General features: G+C 72.3%; 15 protein-coding genes. 4 read left to right on the top strand and 11 right to left on the bottom strand.

The annotated features are described in order from the left end of the window. Positions 1-50: 50 nt before the first annotated feature. Complete coding sequence (locus tag AB8735_RS27710) at positions 51-947, bottom strand: ADP-ribosylglycohydrolase family protein (RefSeq protein ID WP_372410079.1); 897 nt, start codon at positions 945-947, stop codon at positions 51-53. An 11-nt stretch (positions 948-958) separates the two neighbouring features. Continuing rightward, a complete protein-coding gene (locus tag AB8735_RS27705) occupies positions 959-1,618 on the bottom strand; it encodes a histidine phosphatase family protein (RefSeq protein WP_344025386.1) in 660 nt (219 codons plus the stop codon). A 290-nt stretch (positions 1,619-1,908) separates the two neighbouring features. On the opposite strand from AB8735_RS27705, the gene AB8735_RS27700 reads away from it, so the two are divergent. Beyond that, the gene (locus AB8735_RS27700) at positions 1,909-2,580 is read left to right on the top strand and encodes a TetR/AcrR family transcriptional regulator (protein WP_372410078.1); all 672 of its coding nucleotides are present in this window, start codon (positions 1,909-1,911) and stop codon (positions 2,578-2,580) included. Positions 2,581-2,664: 84 nt separating this feature from the next. Here the strand turns inward: AB8735_RS27700 and AB8735_RS27695 are convergent, their stop codons facing one another. Together AB8735_RS27695 and AB8735_RS27690 are read right to left on the bottom strand one after the other, a co-directional pair. Further along, a complete protein-coding gene (locus tag AB8735_RS27695) occupies positions 2,665-3,270 on the bottom strand; it encodes a YdbC family protein (RefSeq protein ID WP_372410077.1) in 606 nt (201 codons plus the stop codon). Between the two features lie 33 nt (positions 3,271-3,303). After that, positions 3,304-4,149 carry an arylamine N-acetyltransferase gene (locus AB8735_RS27690; protein ID WP_372410075.1) on the bottom strand — a complete coding sequence of 282 codons (846 nt, stop codon included), beginning with the start codon at positions 4,147-4,149 and terminating at the stop codon, positions 3,304-3,306. A 74-nt stretch (positions 4,150-4,223) separates the two neighbouring features. Here AB8735_RS27690 and AB8735_RS27685 point away from each other — a divergent pair, with 74 nt between their 5' ends. After that, the gene (locus tag AB8735_RS27685) at positions 4,224-4,646 is read left to right on the top strand and encodes a VOC family protein (RefSeq protein ID WP_372410074.1); all 423 of its coding nucleotides are present in this window, start codon (positions 4,224-4,226) and stop codon (positions 4,644-4,646) included. Between the two features lie 148 nt (positions 4,647-4,794). On the opposite strand, the gene AB8735_RS27680 is transcribed toward AB8735_RS27685, so the two are convergent. Continuing rightward, positions 4,795-7,665: a vitamin B12-dependent ribonucleotide reductase gene (locus AB8735_RS27680; RefSeq protein WP_372410072.1), complete on the bottom strand. Its 2,871-nt coding sequence runs from the start codon at positions 7,663-7,665 to the stop codon at positions 4,795-4,797. Between the two features lie 122 nt (positions 7,666-7,787). After that, complete coding sequence (gene nrdR / locus AB8735_RS27675; protein WP_344025399.1) at positions 7,788-8,345, bottom strand: transcriptional regulator NrdR; 558 nt, start codon at positions 8,343-8,345, stop codon at positions 7,788-7,790. Positions 8,346-9,003: 658 nt separating this feature from the next. On the opposite strand from nrdR, the gene lexA reads away from it, so the two are divergent. Continuing rightward, a complete protein-coding gene (gene lexA, locus AB8735_RS27670) occupies positions 9,004-9,789 on the top strand; it encodes a transcriptional repressor LexA (protein ID WP_199895797.1) in 786 nt (261 codons plus the stop codon). A gap of 463 nt (positions 9,790-10,252) precedes the next feature. On the opposite strand, the gene AB8735_RS27665 is transcribed toward lexA, so the two are convergent. The 3 genes from AB8735_RS27665 to AB8735_RS27655 form a co-directional block, all read right to left on the bottom strand. Beyond that, complete coding sequence (locus tag AB8735_RS27665) at positions 10,253-12,232, bottom strand: ATP-dependent DNA helicase (protein WP_344025403.1); 1,980 nt, start codon at positions 12,230-12,232, stop codon at positions 10,253-10,255. A gap of 82 nt (positions 12,233-12,314) precedes the next feature. After that, positions 12,315-14,147 carry an IucA/IucC family siderophore biosynthesis protein gene (locus tag AB8735_RS27660; protein WP_372410070.1) on the bottom strand — a complete coding sequence of 611 codons (1,833 nt, stop codon included), beginning with the start codon at positions 14,145-14,147 and terminating at the stop codon, positions 12,315-12,317. A gap of 40 nt (positions 14,148-14,187) precedes the next feature. Continuing rightward, complete coding sequence (locus AB8735_RS27655; RefSeq protein WP_372410067.1) at positions 14,188-15,279, bottom strand: aminotransferase class III-fold pyridoxal phosphate-dependent enzyme; 1,092 nt, start codon at positions 15,277-15,279, stop codon at positions 14,188-14,190. A gap of 339 nt (positions 15,280-15,618) precedes the next feature. On the opposite strand from AB8735_RS27655, the gene AB8735_RS27650 reads away from it, so the two are divergent. Beyond that, positions 15,619-16,830, top strand: a complete 1,212-nt coding sequence (locus AB8735_RS27650) for a hypothetical protein (RefSeq protein ID WP_344025409.1) — start codon at positions 15,619-15,621, stop codon at positions 16,828-16,830. A 54-nt stretch (positions 16,831-16,884) separates the two neighbouring features. Here AB8735_RS27650 and hflX read toward each other — a convergent pair whose 3' ends face one another. Together hflX and AB8735_RS27640 are read right to left on the bottom strand one after the other, a co-directional pair. Next, positions 16,885-18,372 (bottom strand): GTPase HflX, encoded by a 1,488-nt coding sequence (gene hflX, locus AB8735_RS27645; RefSeq protein ID WP_372410065.1) that lies wholly within the window; start codon positions 18,370-18,372, stop codon positions 16,885-16,887. Between the two features lie 139 nt (positions 18,373-18,511). Beyond that, positions 18,512-19,984, bottom strand: a complete 1,473-nt coding sequence (locus AB8735_RS27640) for a M1 family metallopeptidase (protein ID WP_344025413.1) — start codon at positions 19,982-19,984, stop codon at positions 18,512-18,514. Positions 19,985-20,049 lie beyond the last annotated feature (65 nt).

Raw genomic sequence — 20,049 nt, 5'->3', positions numbered from 1 at the left:
ACGCCTTGGGAGCCGCGCGCGACTCCCCGGCCCCCTCCTCCCGGGCCCGGTCAGCGCGGGGCGTCCGGGACCCAGCCGGGCAGCTCCTCCGTGCGGCGCAGCCACACGGCGGGCGGCGCCCCCCGGCCGGCCGCCGCGACCACTCCGCCGACGATGGCGCAGGTGGTGTCCACGTCGCCGCCCGCCAGCGCCGTCGTCCAGAACCCGGCCTCGAAGGAGCCGAGATGGCGGGCCGCGGACCACAGGGCGAACGGCACCGTGTCGTGCGCGCTGGTCCGTCGGCCGCAGCCGAGGACGGCGGCGACGGTACCCGCGTCGCCGTAGTCGAGCATGTCGCGGGCACGGCGCAGTCCCGCCTGCACCGCGCTGCGCGGCACGAGCGCGATCACGCCGTCCAGCAGCGTCTCGCCGGTGACCGGAGCCCCGTCCGCCTCGGCCGCGATCGCCGCGGCGGCGGCGACGGCCATGGCGCCGGCCACGGCCTCGCGGTGCTGGTGGGTGGTGTAGGCCGAGATCTCGGCCTGGTGGGTGGCCTGCTCGGGGTCGTCCGCGTACCAGGCGCCCAGCGGGGCGATGCGCATCGCCGCGCCGTTGCCCCAGGACCCCTGCCCCTGGAACACCGAGGACGCCAGCTCCCGCCAGTCGCCCCCCTCCCTGATCAGCCGCAGCATGCGGCCCACGGTGGGGCCGTAGCCCCGGTCGAAGTCGTGGTGCTCGGCGAACGACCGCGCCAGGACGTCCTGGTCGACGCGCCCGTGGTCCGCGAGGACGGCCAGCACGGAGCAGGCCATCTCGGTGTCGTCGGTCCACTGCCAGGGGCCGTCGGGCACCTCGCGGCGCTGGAGGGAGGGGTAGTTGGCGGGGACGAAGAACTGGGAGCCGAGGGCGTCGCCCACGGCCAGCCCGCGCAGGCTCGCGAGGGCTCGGTGGAATCGGTCAGCGGTCATCGCAGCGAACTCTAATCGGTGAAGCCGTACGACTCTGGGGTACACCAACGCTCGAACGGCCGGTCCAGGTAATACCGTCCGTCGTCCCCCAGCAGCAGGGCGCGGGTCTCCCCGTTGCCCGGGTTCGACAGGCTCTCGAACTCGGCCACGGACCAGTGCAGCCAGCGCATGCAGAACAGCCTCATGGTCAGCCCGTGGGTGACCAGCAGGACGTTCGGCGGGTGCCGCGGGTCGTCGAAGCTGCGCCACAGGCTCTCCAGGAAGGACCCGACGCGGTCGTAGACGTCGGCCCCGGACTCGCCCTGCGCGAAGCGGTAGAAGAAGTGGCCGTAGGCGTCCCGGTAGGCCTTCTGCCGGCGCACGTCCTCGCGGTCCTGCCAGTTCCCCCAGTCCTGTTCGCGCAGCCGCGGTTCCTCGCGGATCCTGACCCGGCGCGGGTCGAGGCCCAGGGCGTGGAAGGTCTGGTGGGCCCGGCGGTAGGGGGAGACATAGGCGGAGACCCGCTCGTCCCCGAAGAGCTCGCGCAGCCGGACCCCGGCCTCCTCGGCCTGCCGCCGGCCCAGGGGCGTCAGGCTCAGGGCATGGTCGGGCTCGCGCTCGTAGACGGAATCGTCGGCATTGCCCTCCGACTCGCCGTGCCGGAGGAGAACGATGCGCCGGGGCCGTGCCATGGCGCCACCCTAGGCCGTACCGGCCGGTCATGCCCGGCCTCACCCCCTGCATCCCCACCGCACCACGAACACCGCGGGGCGCCGGCATCTCCCGCGGAAGCGACAGCAGAAGCGGCAGCAGAAGGGACAACAGCACCAGAACCAGTCGAGCAGCCATACACCCCTCCCCCGTCCGCAACATCCGACACCGCCGCAACATCCGACCACCGGCACCGACGCCAGGCAGTCAAATGCAACCATCGTCGCGTTACCATCAGGATGGCATACCCCACCGCTTAACACAACGGGAGTTGCAGTTGACTTCGGATGCCGAGTCCCCGCGGACACCGGGCACCGTCCGGCCCGGCGGCCGCACCGCACGCACCCGCGCGGCCGTCCGCGACGCGGTCCTCACCGGGCTGGTCGAGCACGGCTACCCGGGCCTCACCGTCGAATACGTCGCCGAGCACTCCGGCGTCCACAAGACCACCCTCTACCGTCGCTGGGGCGGCGTCGAAGGGCTGGTGGCCGACGCCCTGGACCTGGCGGGCGAGGACACCTGGACCCCGCCCGACACCGGTTCCCTCCACGGCGACCTGACGGCCCTCGCCCACGAGGTGCTCGACACCTTCGCCGACCCCGCCGCCGCGGCCGCGCCGTCCGCGTTCATCGCCGCCGCCTTCCAGTCCGACCGCGCCGCCGACGCGCTCCGCGCCTTCTACGACGAACGCTTCCGGCGCTGCGCCCCGCTCGTCGAACGCGCCGTCGGGCGCGGCGAGGTGCCGGCCGGCACGGATGCGAGCGCCGTGGCACGGGCCGTCAGCGCCCCGTTGTTCTTCCGGCTGTTCATCACCCGGGAACCCCTCGACGCGGCCGTCGCCGACCAGGCCGTCACGGCCGTGCTCGCGGCCGCGCGGGCAGGTGCCTACGCGGCCTCGCCGCCGGAGCCGACCGCCGGGGAACCGGCCGGCACGGCCCCGTAGACCGACGGCCCCGTAGAACGGCGCCCCTTCGCACGGCGGCACAACTCCGCAGCACAGCAAGGCCCCGCAGGACGGAACCCGCCCTCACACCGTCCAGGAAGGATCCATCTCGACCACATCACCGGTGATCGCCTCGACATCCGCCTCGATCTGGGCCCGCAGCGCCAGGCGTTCCACCCGCTCCACCCGGTATTTCCCGTGCTCGGCCCCGGAGTTCCACATCGACAGCACCAGGAATTCCGGGCCGGGAGCCTCTCCCAGTAATCCGCGGAGCATTCCGGGGGAACCTGCCATCGCCGGATTCCACACCTTTTCCTGCATCAACCGGAAGTGCTCCTCCCGGTCCGCACGGACCCGGCAGTGGGCGACGCGCACCACGTCCGCGTCGGTGAATTGCGGGCTGAACCCCACTTTGACGTCGAGACGGTGCTCGAAGAGCCTCACCTGGACATTCCTGTACGTGCCGGCCTGTGCGGCCGCCAGTCTGTCGTGCGAGCGCGCCATGAAGGAGTCGTAAAAAGCCCGGCTCTCCCAGAAGTTGAAGAGGTGCGCCACATCATGGCGGCCCCGGCTCCACCCTCCCCCCTGCCCCCGGAATCCCGGCTCGCCCAGCAATCCCGCCCATTTTCGCTGCCCCCGTTCGAAACCGCGGCGGTCCACCACGGTGCAGCGAATCCACTTGACCAGCACCGGGCCATCGTACGGCGCCCGCAGTGGCACGCATCACGTACGCGAGGAGTACACCCGGGCGAGCGTCACCGCGTCGTCGTCGGCCAGCTCGATACCGAACCGCTCCACCAACACCTCGCGCAACTCCCCTTCCCCGACTTCCCATTCGTCGGCCGAACCGTCGGGGCGCACAACCGACAGCACCGAGCCCGTGAGCGTCGTTCGCACATCCGGCTCCGTCTTCTGTACCACTACCTGCGAGACGAACGGGGAACGCGGGTGCGTCGAGATGTAGTGGTTCGCCACCGTGTAGTCGATGGGCAGGCGCTCCTCGGCGCCCAGGGCGTACAGGTCGAACCACCCTTCCTTGTGCAACGACCGCAGGACGCGCGGCCCTTCGGGCTCGTCCGCGAGGGAGAACGTCCACTCCCCCTGCCGCGCCCGCGCGCCGTCGTGGAAGGGCAACGGCTCCAACAGCCCCTCCCCGCCGAATCCGACGTCGCACAGCCATCGCTCACCGTCGGCCTCGACCCGGAGCGCCATGTGCGTCATCGGCAACACCTTGGTGCCGCCCATGCGCACCCGGGCGGCGAGTCCCCGCACCCGGAATCCGAGGCGTTCGAGCACGGCGGCGAACAGCAGGTTCTGCTCGAAGCAGTAGCCGCCCCGGCGGCCGTCCACCATCTTGGCCTGGAGCGAGGCGACGTCCAGCAGCACCGGCCGCCCGAGCATCACATCGAGGTTCTCGAACGCGAAGGCGGACACATGAGCGCGGTGCACCGCACGGAGGGCCGCCAGGTCCGGCCGCAGCCCGCCGCTCAGCTCTGTCCGCGCAAGGTAAGCGTCAAGGTCGACATCCTCACCGTTCCATATGCCGCCATTCCATATGGACTCATTCATTCCGCGATTGCCCCTCAAATCCGGCCGCCCTTGTCATATGGCTTGTGTCCAAGGGGACTTGCTAGCCTCACCCCATGAACATCCTTTACCCACGGCTGCTCGTGGAAGACTTCGAAACCTCCACCCGATTCTGGGAACCGGCGCTCCGTGACCTGCTCGGCTTAGCGCCCGTCAAAATCCTTCCGGAGGACGGCTATGCCAAGTGGGCCGTCGGCGACGAGGCCCTGCTGGTCATTTTCCCCCGCTCCACCGTCGCCGAGGTGATCGGGACCGACGGACTGCCGTCCCGCGCGACGGGCCAGGACGCCGCGATGCTGTGCCTGCCGGTGGAGGACGTCGAGGCCGCCTCCGCCGTACTCGTCCGTCACGGCGCCACGGTGCTGACCCCGGGGCAGGACCGCTTCACATGGGGCTCAGGACTGCGCACCGGCCATCTGCGGGCCCCCGACGGGACGTTGATCGAGCTCCAGTCCTACGCGGAGCCCCCGCGCCGCTGAATCCGTACAGCACCACGCGTCGTACGGCATCACGCATCCCGTACGACACAACACATCCGTACAGCACGACCCGCCGGAAATCACCCGGAACGCACCGCAGGGCGGCGGCGCCAGAAACCGGCACCACCGCCCTGACAGGCTGCTGGGATCAGCTGCAGCCGCTGGTCGAGCCGCAGCCCTCGCACAGGTAGCAGCTGCCCGCGCGCTGCATCTTCGTGCCGCAGGAGAAGCACAGCGGCGCGTCCGCGTTCAGCCCGAGCTGCATCTCCATCAGTTCGGTGGAGTTGTGGGGCTGCTTCGGGGCCGGGACGGCGGCCGCGGGACGCTCCTGGACCTGGGGCTTCGGGGCCTCCACCTGGCGCGGCGCGGACTGGGCCAGACCCTCGACGTCCATGTCCTCGTCGGCCGGCTCGTACGAACCGGTGTCCAGGTGGCGCTGGCGCTCCTCGGCGGAGTGGATGCCGAGTGCCGAGCGGGTCTCGAACGGCAGGAAGTCCAGCGCCAGGCGGCGGAAGATGTAGTCGACGATCGACTGCGCCATCCGCACGTCCGGGTCGTCGGTCATGCCGGCCGGCTCGAAGCGCATGTTGGTGAACTTCGAGACGTAGGTCTCCAGCGGCACGCCGTACTGCAGGCCCACCGAGACGGCGATGGAGAAGGCGTCCATCATGCCCGCGAGGGTCGAACCCTGCTTGGACATCTTCAGGAAGACCTCGCCCAGACCGTCGTCCGGGTAGGAGTTGGCGGTCATGTAGCCCTCGGCGCCGCCGACCGTGAAGGAGGTGGTGATGCCGGGACGACCCTTCGGGAGGCGCTTGCGGACCGGACGGTACTCGACGACCTTCTCGGCGACGGCGGGGACGGTCTCGGCCTTCTTCTCCTCCTCCTTCTTCTTGGCGGAGAGCGGCTGGCCGACCTTGCAGTTGTCGCGGTAGATCGCGAGGGCCTTCAGGCCCATCTTCCAGCCCTCGAAGTAGACCTCCTCGACCTCCTCGACGGTGGCCGTCTCGGGCAGGTTCACGGTCTTGGAGATCGCGCCGGAGAGGAAGGGCTGCGCGGCGGCCATCATGCGCACGTGGCCCATGGCCGAGATCGCGCGCTCGCCCATGGCGCAGTCGAAGACCTCGTAGTGCTCGGGCTTGAGGCCCGGGGCGTCGATCACATTGCCGTGCTCGGCGATGTGGGCGACGATCGCCTCGACCTGCTCGGGCTGGTAGCCGAGGCGCTTGAGGGCCTTGGGGACCGTGTTGTTCACGATCTGCATCGAGCCGCCGCCGACGAGCTTCTTGAACTTGACCAGGGCCAGGTCCGGCTCGACGCCCGTGGTGTCGCAGTCCATCATCAGGCCGATGGTGCCGGTCGGGGCCAGCACGGACGCCTGGGCGTTGCGGAAGCCGTTCTTCTCGCCGAGGCGGAGGACGTCCTGCCACGCCTCGGTCGCCGCGGCCCAGACCGGGTTGTCCAGGTCGTCCATGCGCGGGGCGGCCGCGTTGGCGTCGGCGTGCTGCTTCATGACGCGCTTGTGGGCGTCGGCGTTGCGGGCGTAGCCGTCGTACGGACCGACCACCGCGGCCAGCTCGGCCGAGCGGCGGTAGGAGGTGCCGGTCATCAGCGAGGTGATAGCACCGGCCAGGGCGCGGCCGCCTTCGCTGTCGTAGGCGTGGCCGGTGGCCATCAGCAGGGCGCCGAGGTTGGCGTAGCCGATGCCCAGCTGGCGGAAGGCACGGGTGGTCTCGCCGATCTTCTCGGTCGGGAAGTCGGCGAAGCAGATGGAGATGTCCATCGCCGTGATGACCAGCTCGACGACCTTGGCGAAGCGCTCGGCGTCGAACGACTGGTTGCCGTCGTCGTCGCGCAGGAACTTCATCAGGTTCAGCGAGGCGAGGTTGCACGAGGAGTTGTCCAGGTGCATGTACTCGCTGCACGGGTTGGACGCGGTGATCCGGCCCGACTCCGGCGAGGTGTGCCAGTGGTTGATGGTGTCGTCGTACTGGATGCCGGGGTCGGCGCAGGCCCAGGCGGCCTCGGCCATCTTGCGGAACAGCGCCTTGGCGTCGACCTCCTCGATGACCTCACCGGTCATGCGGGAGCGCAGCCCGAACTTCGACGCGGTCTCGACGGCCTTCATGAACTCGTCGTTGACGCGGACGGAGTTGTTGGCGTTCTGGTACTGGACGGAGGTGATGTCGTCGCCGCCCAGGTCCATGTCGAACCCGGCGTCGCGCAGGGCGCGGACCTTCTCCTCCTCCTTCACCTTGGTGTCGATGAAGGCCTCGACGTCCGGGTGGTCCACGTCGAGGACGACCATCTTGGCCGCGCGGCGGGTGGCGCCGCCCGACTTGATCGTTCCGGCGGACGCGTCGGCGCCGCGCATGAAGGAGACCGGACCGGAGGCGTTGCCGCCGGAGGAGAGCAGCTCCTTGGAGGAGCGGATGCGGGAGAGGTTCAGGCCGGCACCGGAGCCGCCCTTGAAGATCATCCCCTCTTCCTTGTACCAGTCGAGGATCGACTCCATGGAGTCGTCGACGGACAGGATGAAGCAGGCGGAGACCTGCTGCGGCTGAGCGGTGCCGACGTTGAACCAGACCGGCGAGTTGAAGCTGAAGACCTGGTGCAGCAGCGCGTAGGTCAGCTCGTGGTCGAAGATCTCGGCGTCCGCCGGGGAGGCGAAGTACCCGTACTCCTCACCGGCCTTGCGGTAGGTGCCGACGACGCGGTCGATCAGCTGCTTGAGGCCGGACTCCCGCTCGGGGGAGCCGACGGCGCCCCGGAAGTACTTGCTGGTGACGATGTTGACCGCGTTCACCGACCAGAAGTCGGGGAACTCGACGCCGCGCTGCTCGAAGTTGATGGAGCCGTCACGCCAGTTGGTCATGACGACGTCACGACGCTCCCAGACCACCTCTTCGTACGGGTGCACGCCGGGGGTGGTGTGGATGCGTTCGATGCGCAGACCCTTGCCGCCCTTGTTTCCCTTGGAGCGGGAACCTCGTGCCGGGCCGCTCGTCGTCTCTGTCATGCCGCCTCCCTCTACCGGGCAAAACGCCCTTGTGCGCCCATTTCTTCCGTGGCGCGATGTGTCTTTCACCCGGGTGCGCACGGGGCGCACCGGGTAGGTCTGATGTGTCGCCGTCGTCGCCGCTAGTCGGCCGCGGCGGCGGGCGCGGGGACTTCGAGGTCCCCGGCTCGGCCGCCGGCAGGCTTCGCGGGTCCGTCGCGGCCCTCCCGGCCCGGTCCGCCGACGGCGGTGCCGGGGATGCTGTCGCGCAGTTCCGCGACGGCGGCCTCGAAGTCCTCGAGCGAGTCGAACGCCTGGTACACGGACGCGAACCGCAGATAGGCCACGAGGTCGAGGTCCTTGAGCGGGCCGAGTATGGCCAGCCCGACGTCGTGCGTGGTGAGCTCGGCGCTGCCGGTGGCGCGCACGGCCTCCTCGACCCGCTGGCCGAGCAGGGCCAGGGCGTCCTCGGTCACGGGCCGTCCCTGACACGCCTTCCGCACACCGGAGATGACCTTGGTGCGGCTGAAGGGCTCGGTGACCCCGCTGCGCTTGATCACCATCAGTGACGCGGTCTCCACCGTCGTGAACCGCCGGGAGCAGTCGGGGCACTGGCGGCGCCGACGGATCGAGCAACCGTCGTCCGTGGTCCGGCTGTCGACGACCCTGCTGTCGGGGTGCCTGCAGAAGGGGCAGTGCATGGCTCTCCACCCTCCTTCTTCACCCTCGGATGACCCGCGAGGAACCCGGCACACGGGAACCTCGGGGAAACTGTGCACGATCCGCGGCCTCGGCCGGCCTGGCGAACACGCCCCGGCGAAGCAGTCCCCAAGCATAGGCGATGGCCATGAGTGGGGATGACCGGGATCGGTCACCGACCACAACTTGTGGGCGGCGCAGGCCATCAAACCACTAGATCTGGTGTCCGGCGACCAAGCGGGCCCGGCGCGTGTCGCGCGGCGGCCGCCGCGCGGGACCGCTGGAGAGCCTACGCGAGCGACGCGGTGGCGGGCCCACGGGGCCGCGGATGACACACTGGTGGCCCGCACACCGGGCGGGGGACGCACCGCGGCGACGGCCGCCGTCGCCCACCGCCTCCACGGACCCGCCCGGCGATCCCGGCATCGGATCCCGGACGGCCCCTCGGAATTGCGGGAAAAGCGTCGGACACGACGACCGAATTCACGGGAACGGCGCCGCGCGGGGACCGGGACGAGCCGAATTGATCTCCGCTCGTACACCCTCCAAGCTGATCACGTCAGTGAATCGGCGATATTTCACTCGAACGTGTGTTTGGCGCAACCTTTCGAAAGCAACTACCGTTGTCCAGCTAGGGAGAACATTTCGAGAGGGGCCGACGTGACCACCACCGCAAACAGCGCCACCATCACCGCCCAGGACCGCTCCCAGAACCGACTCGACCAGACACACCCGATGAACGATTCAGCCATGAACGCCGAGGGCCAGAAGCCGGCCCGCTCGCTCCCCGGCAGGCCACCGGGAATCCGCGCGGACAGCTCCGGCCTCACCGACCGGCAGCGACGCGTGATCGAGGTCATCCGGGACTCCGTCCAGCGCCGCGGCTACCCACCGTCCATGCGCGAGATCGGGCAGGCGGTCGGGCTCTCCAGCACCTCCTCCGTGGCGCACCAGCTGATGGCGCTGGAGCGCAAGGGCTTCCTCCGCCGCGACCCGCACCGCCCCCGCGCCTACGAGGTGCGCGGCTCCGACCAGCCCAGCTCCCAGCCCACGGACACCACCGGCAAACCGGCCGCCTCCTATGTGCCCCTGGTCGGCCGGATCGCGGCGGGCGGCCCGATCCTCGCCGAGGAGTCCGTCGAGGACGTCTTCCCCCTCCCCCGCCAGCTGGTGGGCGACGGCGAGCTGTTCGTCCTCAAGGTGGTCGGCGACTCCATGATCGAGGCGGCCATCTGTGACGGGGACTGGGTGACGGTCCGCCGCCAGCCCGTCGCGGAGAACGGCGACATCGTGGCCGCCATGCTCGACGGGGAGGCCACGGTCAAGCGCTTCCGGCGCGAGGACGGCCACGTCTGGCTCCTCCCGCACAACGCCGCCTACCAGCCGATCCCCGGCGACGAGGCCACGATCCTCGGCAAGGTCGTGGCGGTGCTGCGGCGGGTGTGACGGCGCCACCGCGCCGCCGGAGGCGGGCCCCGGGACCACTGCGCCGGTTCCGGGGCTCCTTTCTGCCCCCCCTGTCCATGGGCATCCCCGTTCGTGAGCATCCCCCCTGGCCCCGGTTCACCGGCTCCGCGCCGGAGCCGGTGAACCGCGCGTCGGAGCCCGTGAACCGCCGCCGGGTATCGCGAGGCTCCCCTGCGACCACGACGTGACCACGGCGCGACCACGGCCCCCGCAATGTCCCCGGGGACATCCGGCGCCGAAATCCCGTCACGCCATTCCCATCGGCTCCGCCGGTCCCGGCCGCCCGGTGCCGTCGGTTGTGCCCGTCCGGGACACGTCCGCCGCACATTGCACACCGAGATCTTCAGGCGGCGCATTGCGAAAGGAAATAACCGCTTCGCGTCCCGGGAACAGCCCGGGGATCAGCACTTCGCCTCCTTGACGAGTCTCCTCGGCAAGCCCCTCAGCCGGCCTCCTTGGCGGCGGCGTCAATCGCCGCCAGCGAACGGCGCACCTGATTCCGGTCGGTGGTGTACCAGAAATCCGGCAGGGAAGCGCGCAGGAACGAACCGTAACGCGCCTTCTCCAGCCGGGGATCGAGCACCGCGACCACACCGCGGTCGCCGGACGCCCGGACGAGCCGGCCCGCGCCCTGGGCCATCAGCAGCGCCGCATGGGTCGCGGCGACCGCCATGAAGCCGTTGCCGCCCGCCTGCTCCACCGCCCGCTGCCGGGCGCTCATCAGGGGGTCGTCGGGGCGCGGGAAGGGCACCCGGTCCATGACGACGAGCTGGCAGCTGGGCCCGGGCACGTCGACGCCCTGCCACAGGGAGAGCGTGCCGAACAGACACGTACGGTCATCACCGGCGAAGGTCTTGATCAGTTCGCCGAGCGTCTCCTCGCCCTGGAGGAGGATCGGCAGGTCGAGCCGGCCCCGCAGCTCCTCGGCAGCGGCCTGGGCCGCCCGCATCGACGAGAAGAGGCCGAGCGTGCGCCCTCCGGCCGCCTCGATCAGCTCGGCCAGCTCGTCGAGCATGTCCGTCCGGCCGCCCTCCCGGCCGGGCTGGGCCAGGTGCTTGGCGACATAGAGGATGCCCTGCTTGCGGTAGTCGAAGGGGGAGCCGACGTCGACGCCCTTCCACTCCGGCAGGTCCTCCCCCGTGACGCCCTCGGGAGCCAGGCCCAGCGAGGCGCCGACCCCGTTGAAGTCCCCACCGAGCTTGAGCGTGGCCGAAGTGAGCACCACGGAACGCTCGTTGAAGAGCTTCTCCCGCAGCAGCCCCGACACCGACAGCGGCGCCACCCGCAGGGACGCTCCGAAGCGGTCGTGCCGCTCGTACCAGACGACGTCGTACTCCGAGCCCTCCAGGATCCGCTCGGCCACGCCGTGCACGTTCTCGACCATGGCCAGGGCCTGCTTGCGGACGGCGTCCTCGTCCTGGACGGACTTGTCCCGGGTGTTGCCGATGGCCGTGATCACCGTGCGGGCCGCATCGCGCAGGGCCGCCAGGGCGTACCCCAGGTCCTCGGGGATCTCCTCCAGGCGGCCCGGCAGGGCCAGCTCCATCAGCCGCTCGAAGCTCTCCGAGGCGGTCTGGAGCGCGTCGGCCGCCTTCTCGTCGACCAGCTTGGCGGCACGCCGCACGGCCCGGTTGACCTGGCCCGGGGTGAGCTCGCCGGTGGCGACGCCGGTGACCCGGGAGACCAGCTCGTGGGCCTCGTCGACGATCAGCACCTCGTGGGACGGGAGGACCGGGGCGCCCTCGATGGCGTCGATGGCCAGCAGCGCGTGGTTGGTGACCACCACATCGGCGAGCTTGGCGCGCTCGCGGGCCGCCTCGGCGAAGCACTCGGCCCCGTAGGCGCACTTGGAGGCCGACAGGCACTCCCGTGAGGTGACCGAGACCTGGGACCAGGCCTTGTCGGAGACGCCGGGGGTCAGGTCGTCGCGGTCGCCGGTCTCGGTCTCGTCCGCCCAGTCGCGCAGCCGCAGCAGGTCCTTGCCGAGGCGGCTGGTGGGGGCCGCGGTCTCCAGCGGGTCGAAGAGGCCCTCCTCCTCGTCCTGCGGCACGCCCTCGTGGAGCCGGTGCAGGCAGAGGTAGTTGGACCGGCCCTTGAGCATCGCGAACTCGGGGCGGCGGCGCAGCAGCGGGTGCAGGGCGTCCACCGTGCGCGGCAAGTCGCGCTCGACGAGCTGGCGCTGGAGCGCCAGCGTCGCCGTCGCGACGACCACGCGCTCGCCGTGCGCGAGGGCAGGCACCAGATAGCCGAGGGACTTGCCGGTGCCGGTGCCGGCCTGCACGAGCAGGTGGGAGGTGCCGTCGATGGCCTCGGCCACGGCTTCGGCCATGGCGACCTGACCGGGGCGCTCGGCACCGCCGACCGCGGTGACCGCGGCGTGCAGCAGATCGGTCAGTGAGGGCTGGGAGGAGGAGGCAGTCATAGCTCGTCCACCCTACGGGGCGGCACCGACATCGCGGGCCTCCTCCGCGCCACCCGCCCCGCCCCCGCCGCCCCGGCCCCTCTCATCCGCCCGGTGCGGCAAGGGGGTTGGCGACCTCGACGTGCCCCGCGCCGTCCGCCAGCAGCGCCGGGGAGCGCAGGACGGAGGTCTCCAGCAGGAACGCGGGCAGTGTCGAGGAGGCGGTGTCGCTCCGGGCCAGGAACCGGCGGAACGCGGCCAGCGCGATCCGTTCGTCCAGCAGCCGCTGGGCGCCCAACGCCCCGATCAGACCGAGGACGTTGTCGCACCCCAGGTGGTGGGCGAGCCGCTCGTCCGCGCCCTCGTCGGGCACGAAGGCACGGCTCTCCCCGCAGGTCCCCGGCAGACGCGCCTCCAGCTCCGCCCGCCGTGACTCCCGGAAGCGGTGGCCGCCCCGGTACCGGCCGCCGGCCGGCCAGCCGTCCGGGTCCAGGAGGACGAGGGTGTTCTGCTGGTGGGCGTCGAGGGCGACGCCGGCCGCGCCGTCCAGCCAGAGCACGGGGCGGACGACCGCGGACAGATACCGCAGGAACCACTCCGCCGCGATCACGGACCCCGGCCGGCCGGTGCGCAGGGCGAGTCGGGCGACAAGGTCGCCGAGCCGCGAGGCCATGGCGGGGTGGCCGGCCGGCGTCCCGCGGCCCGGCCAGGGGCGGAGCGCGGTGAGGCCCGCCAGGCAGACGGCGTCGTCGCCGGGGCCGAACGGATTGTGCCGGACGATCACGTCCAGGCCGGGCACCGGTGTGCCGTCCGGGGCTCCGATCGCGAGCCAGGCCGGGTCGCGGACCACGTCGAAGCCGGGGCAGGCCGCGCGCCACCGCTCGGCCAGGCCGCTGCGCAGCAGCCGGTGCAGCTCGACGCCGCGGCGGGCGGCGGCGCGCAGCGGCTCCCGGCCGGCTCCGGCGACGTCCAGGTCCAGGGAGAGCCGGAGCATCGCGGGCGCGCCGGGGCGGTACACGGTGCGGACCGAGGAGGTGGGGTGCCAGGACTCGCCCCGCGGCCCCAGGTCGTGGAGCAGCCCGTCGTCCAGCAGGCGGGCGAGGGCGGGGTGGTGCCGGACGGTGCGGGCCTGCCAGGGGTGCAGCGGCAGCGGCACGGTCCCGTCGGGCAGCCGCACGCCGGGCGGGAGCAGCCGGGCGGTGAGCACCGCCGCTTCGACGGGACGGCCGCGTTCGGTCCAGGCCGAGTCCGTGGCCAGGACGGAACGGTCGACGGCGAGCCAGTGGAGCGGGAAGGCGCCCCGGGTCTCGGGCGAGCAGTCCGGGGCCTCGGCGGCGGAGAGGCCCTCGCGGCTCTTGGGCGCGGGGTGCAGGGGGTGCCCGAGGAGCGACGACTGCTCGCCGTGGAGGAAGAGGGCGGCGCCGTCGGGGTCGGCGGGGCGGGCGCGGCGGTGCTCGACGAAGGCGGCGGTGCGGCGCACCGAGTCGGCGACGCGGGCGACGAGGCCGGCGGCCACGGGCGCGGCCGGCCGGCCCGTCCGGGTCGCGGCGTGCGCGGCCTGGTGGCCGAGCAGGGCGGCGAGCGCGACGGCGTCGAGGGCGGGCGCGTCACCGGGGGCGCCCGTCGGCGTGGGGGCGCCGAAGCGGTGGGCGCCGGTCGCGGACCAGTAGCGGACGGGGACGTGGAGCGTGACGCCGGCGGCGGGGAGCGGCAGTTGGAGGCAGTTGCCCCGCGGCCGGGGGACGCCGGTCTCGCGGACCCAGCAGCGCAGCAGGTTGTCGCGGGCGGCGCTGTCCGCGGCGGCTCCGGGGTCGGGGTGGTCCAGGGGATCCTGGTCGGGCGGGTCGGCGGGGCCGCGGCCACGGGGGACGGCCGGGGCGCCGGTGGGCAGGGACGCCGTCGGTGCCTTGGGGGCCTTCACGAGCGGTGCCTTCATGAGCGGTGCCTTCATTCGGTGCGGCGCCGCGCCGCCGGCGTCAGGCCGGGGCCGCGCCTGCCTCCTTCCGCGTGCTGACGGTGGGCGGGTGCCCGCCGGGGCGCGGGGCCGCGGCGATCGCGTCGGAGAGCCGGTCCAGCACGGCCTCCGCCTGTTCGTCCGTGATGGTCAGGGGCGGCAGCAGGCGCAGCACGGCGGGCCGGGCGTCGCAGGGCCCGACGAGCAGGCCGCGCCGCAGGCAGGCGTGGCGCACGGCCGCGGCCGTCGCGGCGTCGGCGAACTCGACGCCGAGGAGGAGCCCGAGGCCGCGCACGTCCCGGACGCCCTCGTGGGCGAGCACGTCGCGGCGCAGCCGTGCCAGGAGGCGGTCGCCCAGCGTCCGGGCGCGGCCGGCCAGCCCGTTCTCCCTGAGGTGGCGCAGGGTGGCCGCGCCGGCCGCGAGGGCGAGCCGGTTGCCGTGGAAGGGCTCCGGCGGACCGGCGGGCGCGTCGTCCCCGGGGACGTCCCCGTGGACCACGAGGGCCAGCGGCAGGCCGCCGCCGACCGCGCCGGACAGGACCATCACGTCCGGGACGGCGTCGGCGTGCTCGATGCCCCAGAACGTCCCGGTGCGTCCCAGCCCGGTGCGGGTCTCGTCGGCGACCAGGGGGACGGACCGGGCGGCGGCCGTGTCACGCGCCCCGCGCAGCCGTTCGGCGCCGGGGACGAGGACCCCGTCCTCGTCCCGTACCGCTTCGACGGCCTCCGCGCCGGGGGCCAGCTCCCGTGCGGCGGCCAGGGCGGCCGCGCGGGACGGGGCGCAGAACCGGACGCGGGCCCGGTGGGCGAGCGGCCCCGGCAGCGTGGCGCGCAGCTCTGCGGCGAAGGTGTCGTGGACGGAGCCGGAGGTGGCGGCCGGGCTCAGCACGGAGCGGACGGCCTCCAGCGCCACCGGGTGGTTGTGGCCCAGCACCAGGGACCCCGCGCCGGGGAAGCAGTCCAGGTAGCGGCGGCCGTCGGCCCCTTCGATCATCAGTCCGCGGGCGCGCACCGGCACGATGGGCAGGGCGCGGGCGTGCGCACGGGCCGGCCGCTCCCGGCGCGGACCGCCGCGCGTCGCCGGGAGCGCCGCCGACGGCTGGGTCAGGGCCACGTCCTGTGCCTCCTCCTGATGCTGCATTTTCCGGGGCCGCCCCCGGCCGGAACCACCGGCCCACGGGGCAGGCCGGACGGGCAGGGCGAACTCCGTGAACGCCGAGGGTCCCCCGTACGTACCAACGACGCCGGGGCCCGGGGAACACGGGCGGACGGCGAGAAGGTGCGGTGTCCCGCGCAGGGGGACGGGCGTGCCGCCCCGTCCCGCGCCCCGTGGCGTCGGCGTAGGGTGTCCCTGCCCCGTCGCCGGGGCGGTGCATGACAAGTTCGTCAACCGTGCGCTCCAACGAGCAGACGTGCGCCCGTACATGTGTCACAGATCGGGGGAATCCACTCCATGCCATCCCAACGCCCGTCCCTGGCCCGCCGGCGAGCTCCGCGCGCCCTGGCCTCGGTGGCCGCGGCGACCGTGCTGGCGCTGACGGCCGCGGCCTGCGGGCCGTCCGACGACGAGGCGGCCGGCGGCGACAAGCCCAGCGCCTCGGCGGCCCAGCAGGGCGACACCACCCTCAAGCTCCCCAAGGGCCTCACGCTCAAGGACCTGGACAAGTGGAAGGGCGGCGCCTGGAAGAAGTGGGACAAGGAGCAGTGGCTGCGTGAGGCCCGCGACTTCATCAACCCCATCATCGAGGGCCACTGGAAGCCCGGTTCGATGAAGGACGCCCACTCCAACGACAAGACGCTCAAGGACGCCCCGGGCACCGCGCCCGGCGGCATCGGCCAGGGCGACCAGGGCGTCACGGACCCCGAGCCGCGCCCGGTGCAGGCCAAGGAGGTCCAGAAGCCCTATCGGCAGAACGCGGCGCCGGTCGGCAAGGTCTTCTTCGACAGCCCGCAGGGCCACATGGTCTGTTCGGCAACGGTCGTCAAGGACCCGGCGCACCCGGGCAAGTCCAACCTCGTGTGGACCGCGGGCCACTGCGTCCACGCGGGCAAGAGCGGCGGCTGGTACCGCAACATCGCCTTCGTGCCCTCCTACAACGACAAGGGCCTGCCCGCCGCCCAGGTCAACACCGCCCCGGTGCAGGACGTGGCGCCCTATGGCGTGTGGTGGGCGGACTGGGCCCAGACGTCCACCCAGTGGATCACCCAGGGCGCCGAGACCGGCGGCGCGGGCGCTCCGTACGACTTCTCCGTGCTGCATGTGAAGCCGGAGCGGGGGACGGGCAAGTCGCTGGAGGAGACCGTCGGGACCGCGCTGGCCGTGGACTTCAACGCCCCGCAGGTGAAGTCCATCCGCACGATGGGGGCTTGGGGCTATCCCGCCGCACCGCCCTACAACGGCCAGATGATGTACGACTGCGTCGACAAGCCGGGCCGACTGTCCCTGGACACCGCCCAGCCGACGATGTACCGCATCGGCTGCACGATGACCGGCGGTTCGTCGGGCGGCGGCTGGTTCGCCCCCGGCCCCGACGGCAAGGCGGTGCTCGTCTCGAACACCTCCATCGGCCCGTCCGACAGCCGCTGGCTGGCCGGACCGCACCTGGGCCCGGAGGCGAAGGGCGTCTACGACGCCATCAGCAGCAAGTTCGCCGCGACCCGCTAGGCACGGGAAAGGGCCCGTCTCCCCGGGGGAGGCGGGCCCTTACGCGTACGTCCTTCAGACAGCCGGGGCGAACTTCCGCAGCTCGGCCGCCAGTTCCTCGTGGACCCGGGCCCTGACCAGGGTGCCCTCCGCGGTGTGCTCCTCGGAGATCACCTCGCCGTCGGAGTGGATCCGGGCCGTCAGCGCCCCGTGCGTGTACGGCACGAGGGCCTCGACCTCGACCGCGGGACGCGGCAGGTTGGCGTCGATGAGCTCCAGCAGCTCGTCGATGCCCTCACCGGTCCGCGCGGACACAGCGATCGAGTGCTTCTCGATGCGCAGCAGCCGCTGGAGGACCAACGGGTCGGCCGCGTCCGCCTTGTTGACCACGACGACCTCGGGCACGTCGACCGCGCCCACGTCGCGGATCACCTCGCGCACGGCGGCCAGCTGCTCCTCCGGCGCCGGGTGCGAACCGTCCACCACGTGCAGGATCAGGTCGGAGTCGCCGACCTCCTCCATGGTGGAGCGGAAGGCCTCGACGAGGTGGTGCGGCAGGTGGCGCACGAAGCCGACGGTGTCGGCGAGGGTGTAGAGCCGCCCGCTGGGCGTCTCGGCCCGGCGCACGGTGGGGTCGAGGGTGGCGAACAGCGCGTTCTCCACCAGGACTCCGGCGCCGGTGAGGCGGTTGAGCAGCGAGGACTTGCCCGCGTTGGTGTAGCCGGCGATGGCGACCGAGGGGACCTTGTTGCGCTTGCGCTCCTGGCGCTTGATGTCGCGGCCGGTCTTCATCTCCGCGATCTCCCGGCGCATCTTCGCCATCTTCTCGCGGATCCGCCGCCGGTCCGTCTCGATCTTGGTCTCACCGGGACCACGGGTGGCCATGCCGCCGCCGGACGAACCGGAGCCGCCACCACCCATCTGCCGGGACAGCGACTGGCCCCAGCCGCGCAGCCTCGGCAGCATGTACTGCATCTGTGCCAGGGAGACCTGCGCCTTGCCCTCGCGGGACTTGGCGTGCTGGGCGAAGATGTCGAGGATCAGGGCGGTGCGGTCGACCACCTTGACCTTGACGACGTCCTCGAGGTGGATCAGCTGGCCGGGGCTCAGCTCACCGTCGCAGACGACGGTGTCGGCACCGCTCTCCAGGACGATGTCCCGCAGCTCCTGGGCCTTGCCCGAGCCGATGTACGTCGCCGGGTCCGGCTTGTCGCGGCGCTGGGTCACGCCGTCCAGGACGAGGGCGCCGGCGGTCTCGGCGAGCGCGGCCAGCTCCGCGAGGGAGTTGTCCGCGTCCTGGACCGTGCCGGACGTCCAGACGCCGACCAGCACCACGCGCTCCAGGCGCAGCTGCCGGTACTCGACCTCGGTGACGTCCTCCAGCTCGGTGGAGAGGCCGGCGACGCGGCGCAGGGCCGCGCGCTCGGAGCGGTCGTACTGATCGCCGTCGCGCTCCCCGTCGATCTCGTGGCTCCAGGCGACGTCCTCTTCCATCAGGGCGTCGGCCCGAAGACCCTCTGCGAGGCTCTGCCGGTCCTGGGGAAGGGAAGAAGTGGAGGTCATGTGATCCTTTGTTCGTCGGGTGGTGCGGATGCTGCGGGACCCGGGGTCCCGGCGTCGACAACGTCACACGGCCCCCCGGAATTCCCCCGTGGCCCGGCGCCTGCCGACAGGACGATGTTCCCATGCCCCGCCGGGGGCGTCACGCGGGTTTCCGGGTGGGCTTCCAGTCGGGGTGGCCGGGCATCGGCGGGGTCGTCGGCTCGTACAGCCAGGCGTGCAGGAACGCGGTCAGGTCCTGGTGCGAGACCCGGGAGGCGAGGCGGACGAAGTCGGCCGTGGACGCGGTGGAGTCGCGGTGCACGGTGACCCACCGCCGCTCCAGCTCCTCGAAGGCGGGGGTGCCGATCTTCTGCCGGAGGGCGTAGAGCACCAGCAGGCTGCCGTCGTAGACCACCGGCCGGAAGATGCTCACCTTCTTCCCCGGGGCCGGGGCCTTGAGGACCGCGGGCGGCCCGCCGTCGGTCCGCATGAGGTCGGAGTACTCGTACGCCCGGTGGATCCGGTCCTCCAGCTTCCGCCCGCCCTTGAGCTCGGCGTACAGCGACTCGTACCAGCTGGCGTGGGCCTCGTTGAGCCAGACGTCGGACCAGGTGCGCGGGGTGACGCTGTCGCCGAACCACTGGTGCGCCAGCTCGTGGACCATCACCGACTCCACGTACCAGGCGGGCAGGTCGGTGCGGGTGAACAGGTCGTGCTCGAAGAGGGACAGGGTCTGGGTCTCCAGCTCGAAGCCGGTGGACGCCTCCGCGATCAGCACCCCGTAGTTCTCGAAGGGGTACCTCCCCACCTTCCCCTCCAGCCACGCCAGATGCTCGGGCGTCTTCGCCGTCCAGGCCTCCAGCCGCTCCCGTCCGTCGGCCGGCAGGACGTTGCGCAGGTGCAGACCGCGCGGCCCCGTGCCCTCCGGGACCACGGAGCGGCCGATGGCGACCTGGGCGACCTCGGTGGCCATGGGGTGCCGGGTGCGGTAGATCCACGTGGTGCTGCCGTCCCGGGTGACGCGGCCCACCGGCACCCCGTTGGCGACCACCGTCAGCTCCTTGGGGGCCCGCACGCGGAAGGTGAACAGCGCCTTCTCGGAGGGGTGGTCGCTGCCCGGGAAGACGCGGTGCGCCGCGTCCGCCTGGTTGGCCATGACCAGCCCGTCCTTGGTCGGGACCCAGCCGCCCTCCTTGGACCCCCGTGGATCGCTGGTGTGGTGGACGGTGACCGTGAACGGAGTGCCGCGGGGGACCGGGCGGGCGGGAGTGACGACGAGGTCCTCCTCGGCCGGGGCGAAGGCCGCCGGCGCCCCGTTGACCTCGACCGAACGCACCGTCCCCCGGGCGAAGTCCAGGTTGAACCGCGCCAGCCGCGCGGTGGACCGGGCACCGATCCTGGTCACCGCGTCCAGCGGGGCGGTGTTGCCGTGGTAGTCGAGGGAGATGTCGTACCCGGTGACGTGGTACCCGGGATTGCCGAGGTACGGGAAGAGGCGGTCGCCGATGCCCAGCGGGACGGGCGGCGGGGCGGCTCCCGCCAGCAGGAGCAAGGACGCGGTGGCGGCGAGGGCGGCGCAGCGGCGGAGGGGCCTGCGCCGTCGCGGGGAGCGCTCCCCGGGTGAGTGCGGCATGCGTCCACCGCTACCAGCGCGCCGGGGCCCGGGGGTGCGCGGCGCGCAGGGTCCCACCCGTACGA

Origin of the sequence: Streptomyces luteireticuli (assembly GCF_041519305.1) — a bacterium.
Classification (GTDB): Bacteria; Actinomycetota; Actinomycetes; order Streptomycetales; family Streptomycetaceae; genus Streptomyces; species Streptomyces luteireticuli.
This window is presented reverse-complemented; position numbering and strand designations above follow the sequence as displayed.

Coding starts and splice junctions, on each gene's coding strand:
- AB8735_RS27710 (WP_372410079.1), bottom strand. CDS start 947: ATGACCGCTGACCGATTCCACCGAGCCCTCGCGAGCCTGCGCGGGCTG.
- AB8735_RS27705 (WP_344025386.1), bottom strand. CDS start 1,618: ATGGCACGGCCCCGGCGCATCGTTCTCCTCCGGCACGGCGAGTCGGAG.
- AB8735_RS27690 (WP_372410075.1), bottom strand. CDS start 4,149: ATGAATGAGTCCATATGGAATGGCGGCATATGGAACGGTGAGGATGTC.
- AB8735_RS27685 (WP_372410074.1), top strand. CDS start 4,224: ATGAACATCCTTTACCCACGGCTGCTCGTGGAAGACTTCGAAACCTCC.
- AB8735_RS27680 (WP_372410072.1), bottom strand. CDS start 7,665: ATGACAGAGACGACGAGCGGCCCGGCACGAGGTTCCCGCTCCAAGGGA.
- nrdR (WP_344025399.1), bottom strand. CDS start 8,345: ATGCACTGCCCCTTCTGCAGGCACCCCGACAGCAGGGTCGTCGACAGC.
- AB8735_RS27665 (WP_344025403.1), bottom strand. CDS start 12,232: ATGACTGCCTCCTCCTCCCAGCCCTCACTGACCGATCTGCTGCACGCC.
- AB8735_RS27660 (WP_372410070.1), bottom strand. CDS start 14,147: ATGAAGGCACCGCTCGTGAAGGCCCCCAAGGCACCGACGGCGTCCCTG.
- AB8735_RS27650 (WP_344025409.1), top strand. CDS start 15,619: ATGCCATCCCAACGCCCGTCCCTGGCCCGCCGGCGAGCTCCGCGCGCC.
- hflX (WP_372410065.1), bottom strand. CDS start 18,372: ATGACCTCCACTTCTTCCCTTCCCCAGGACCGGCAGAGCCTCGCAGAG.
- AB8735_RS27640 (WP_344025413.1), bottom strand. CDS start 19,984: ATGCCGCACTCACCCGGGGAGCGCTCCCCGCGACGGCGCAGGCCCCTC.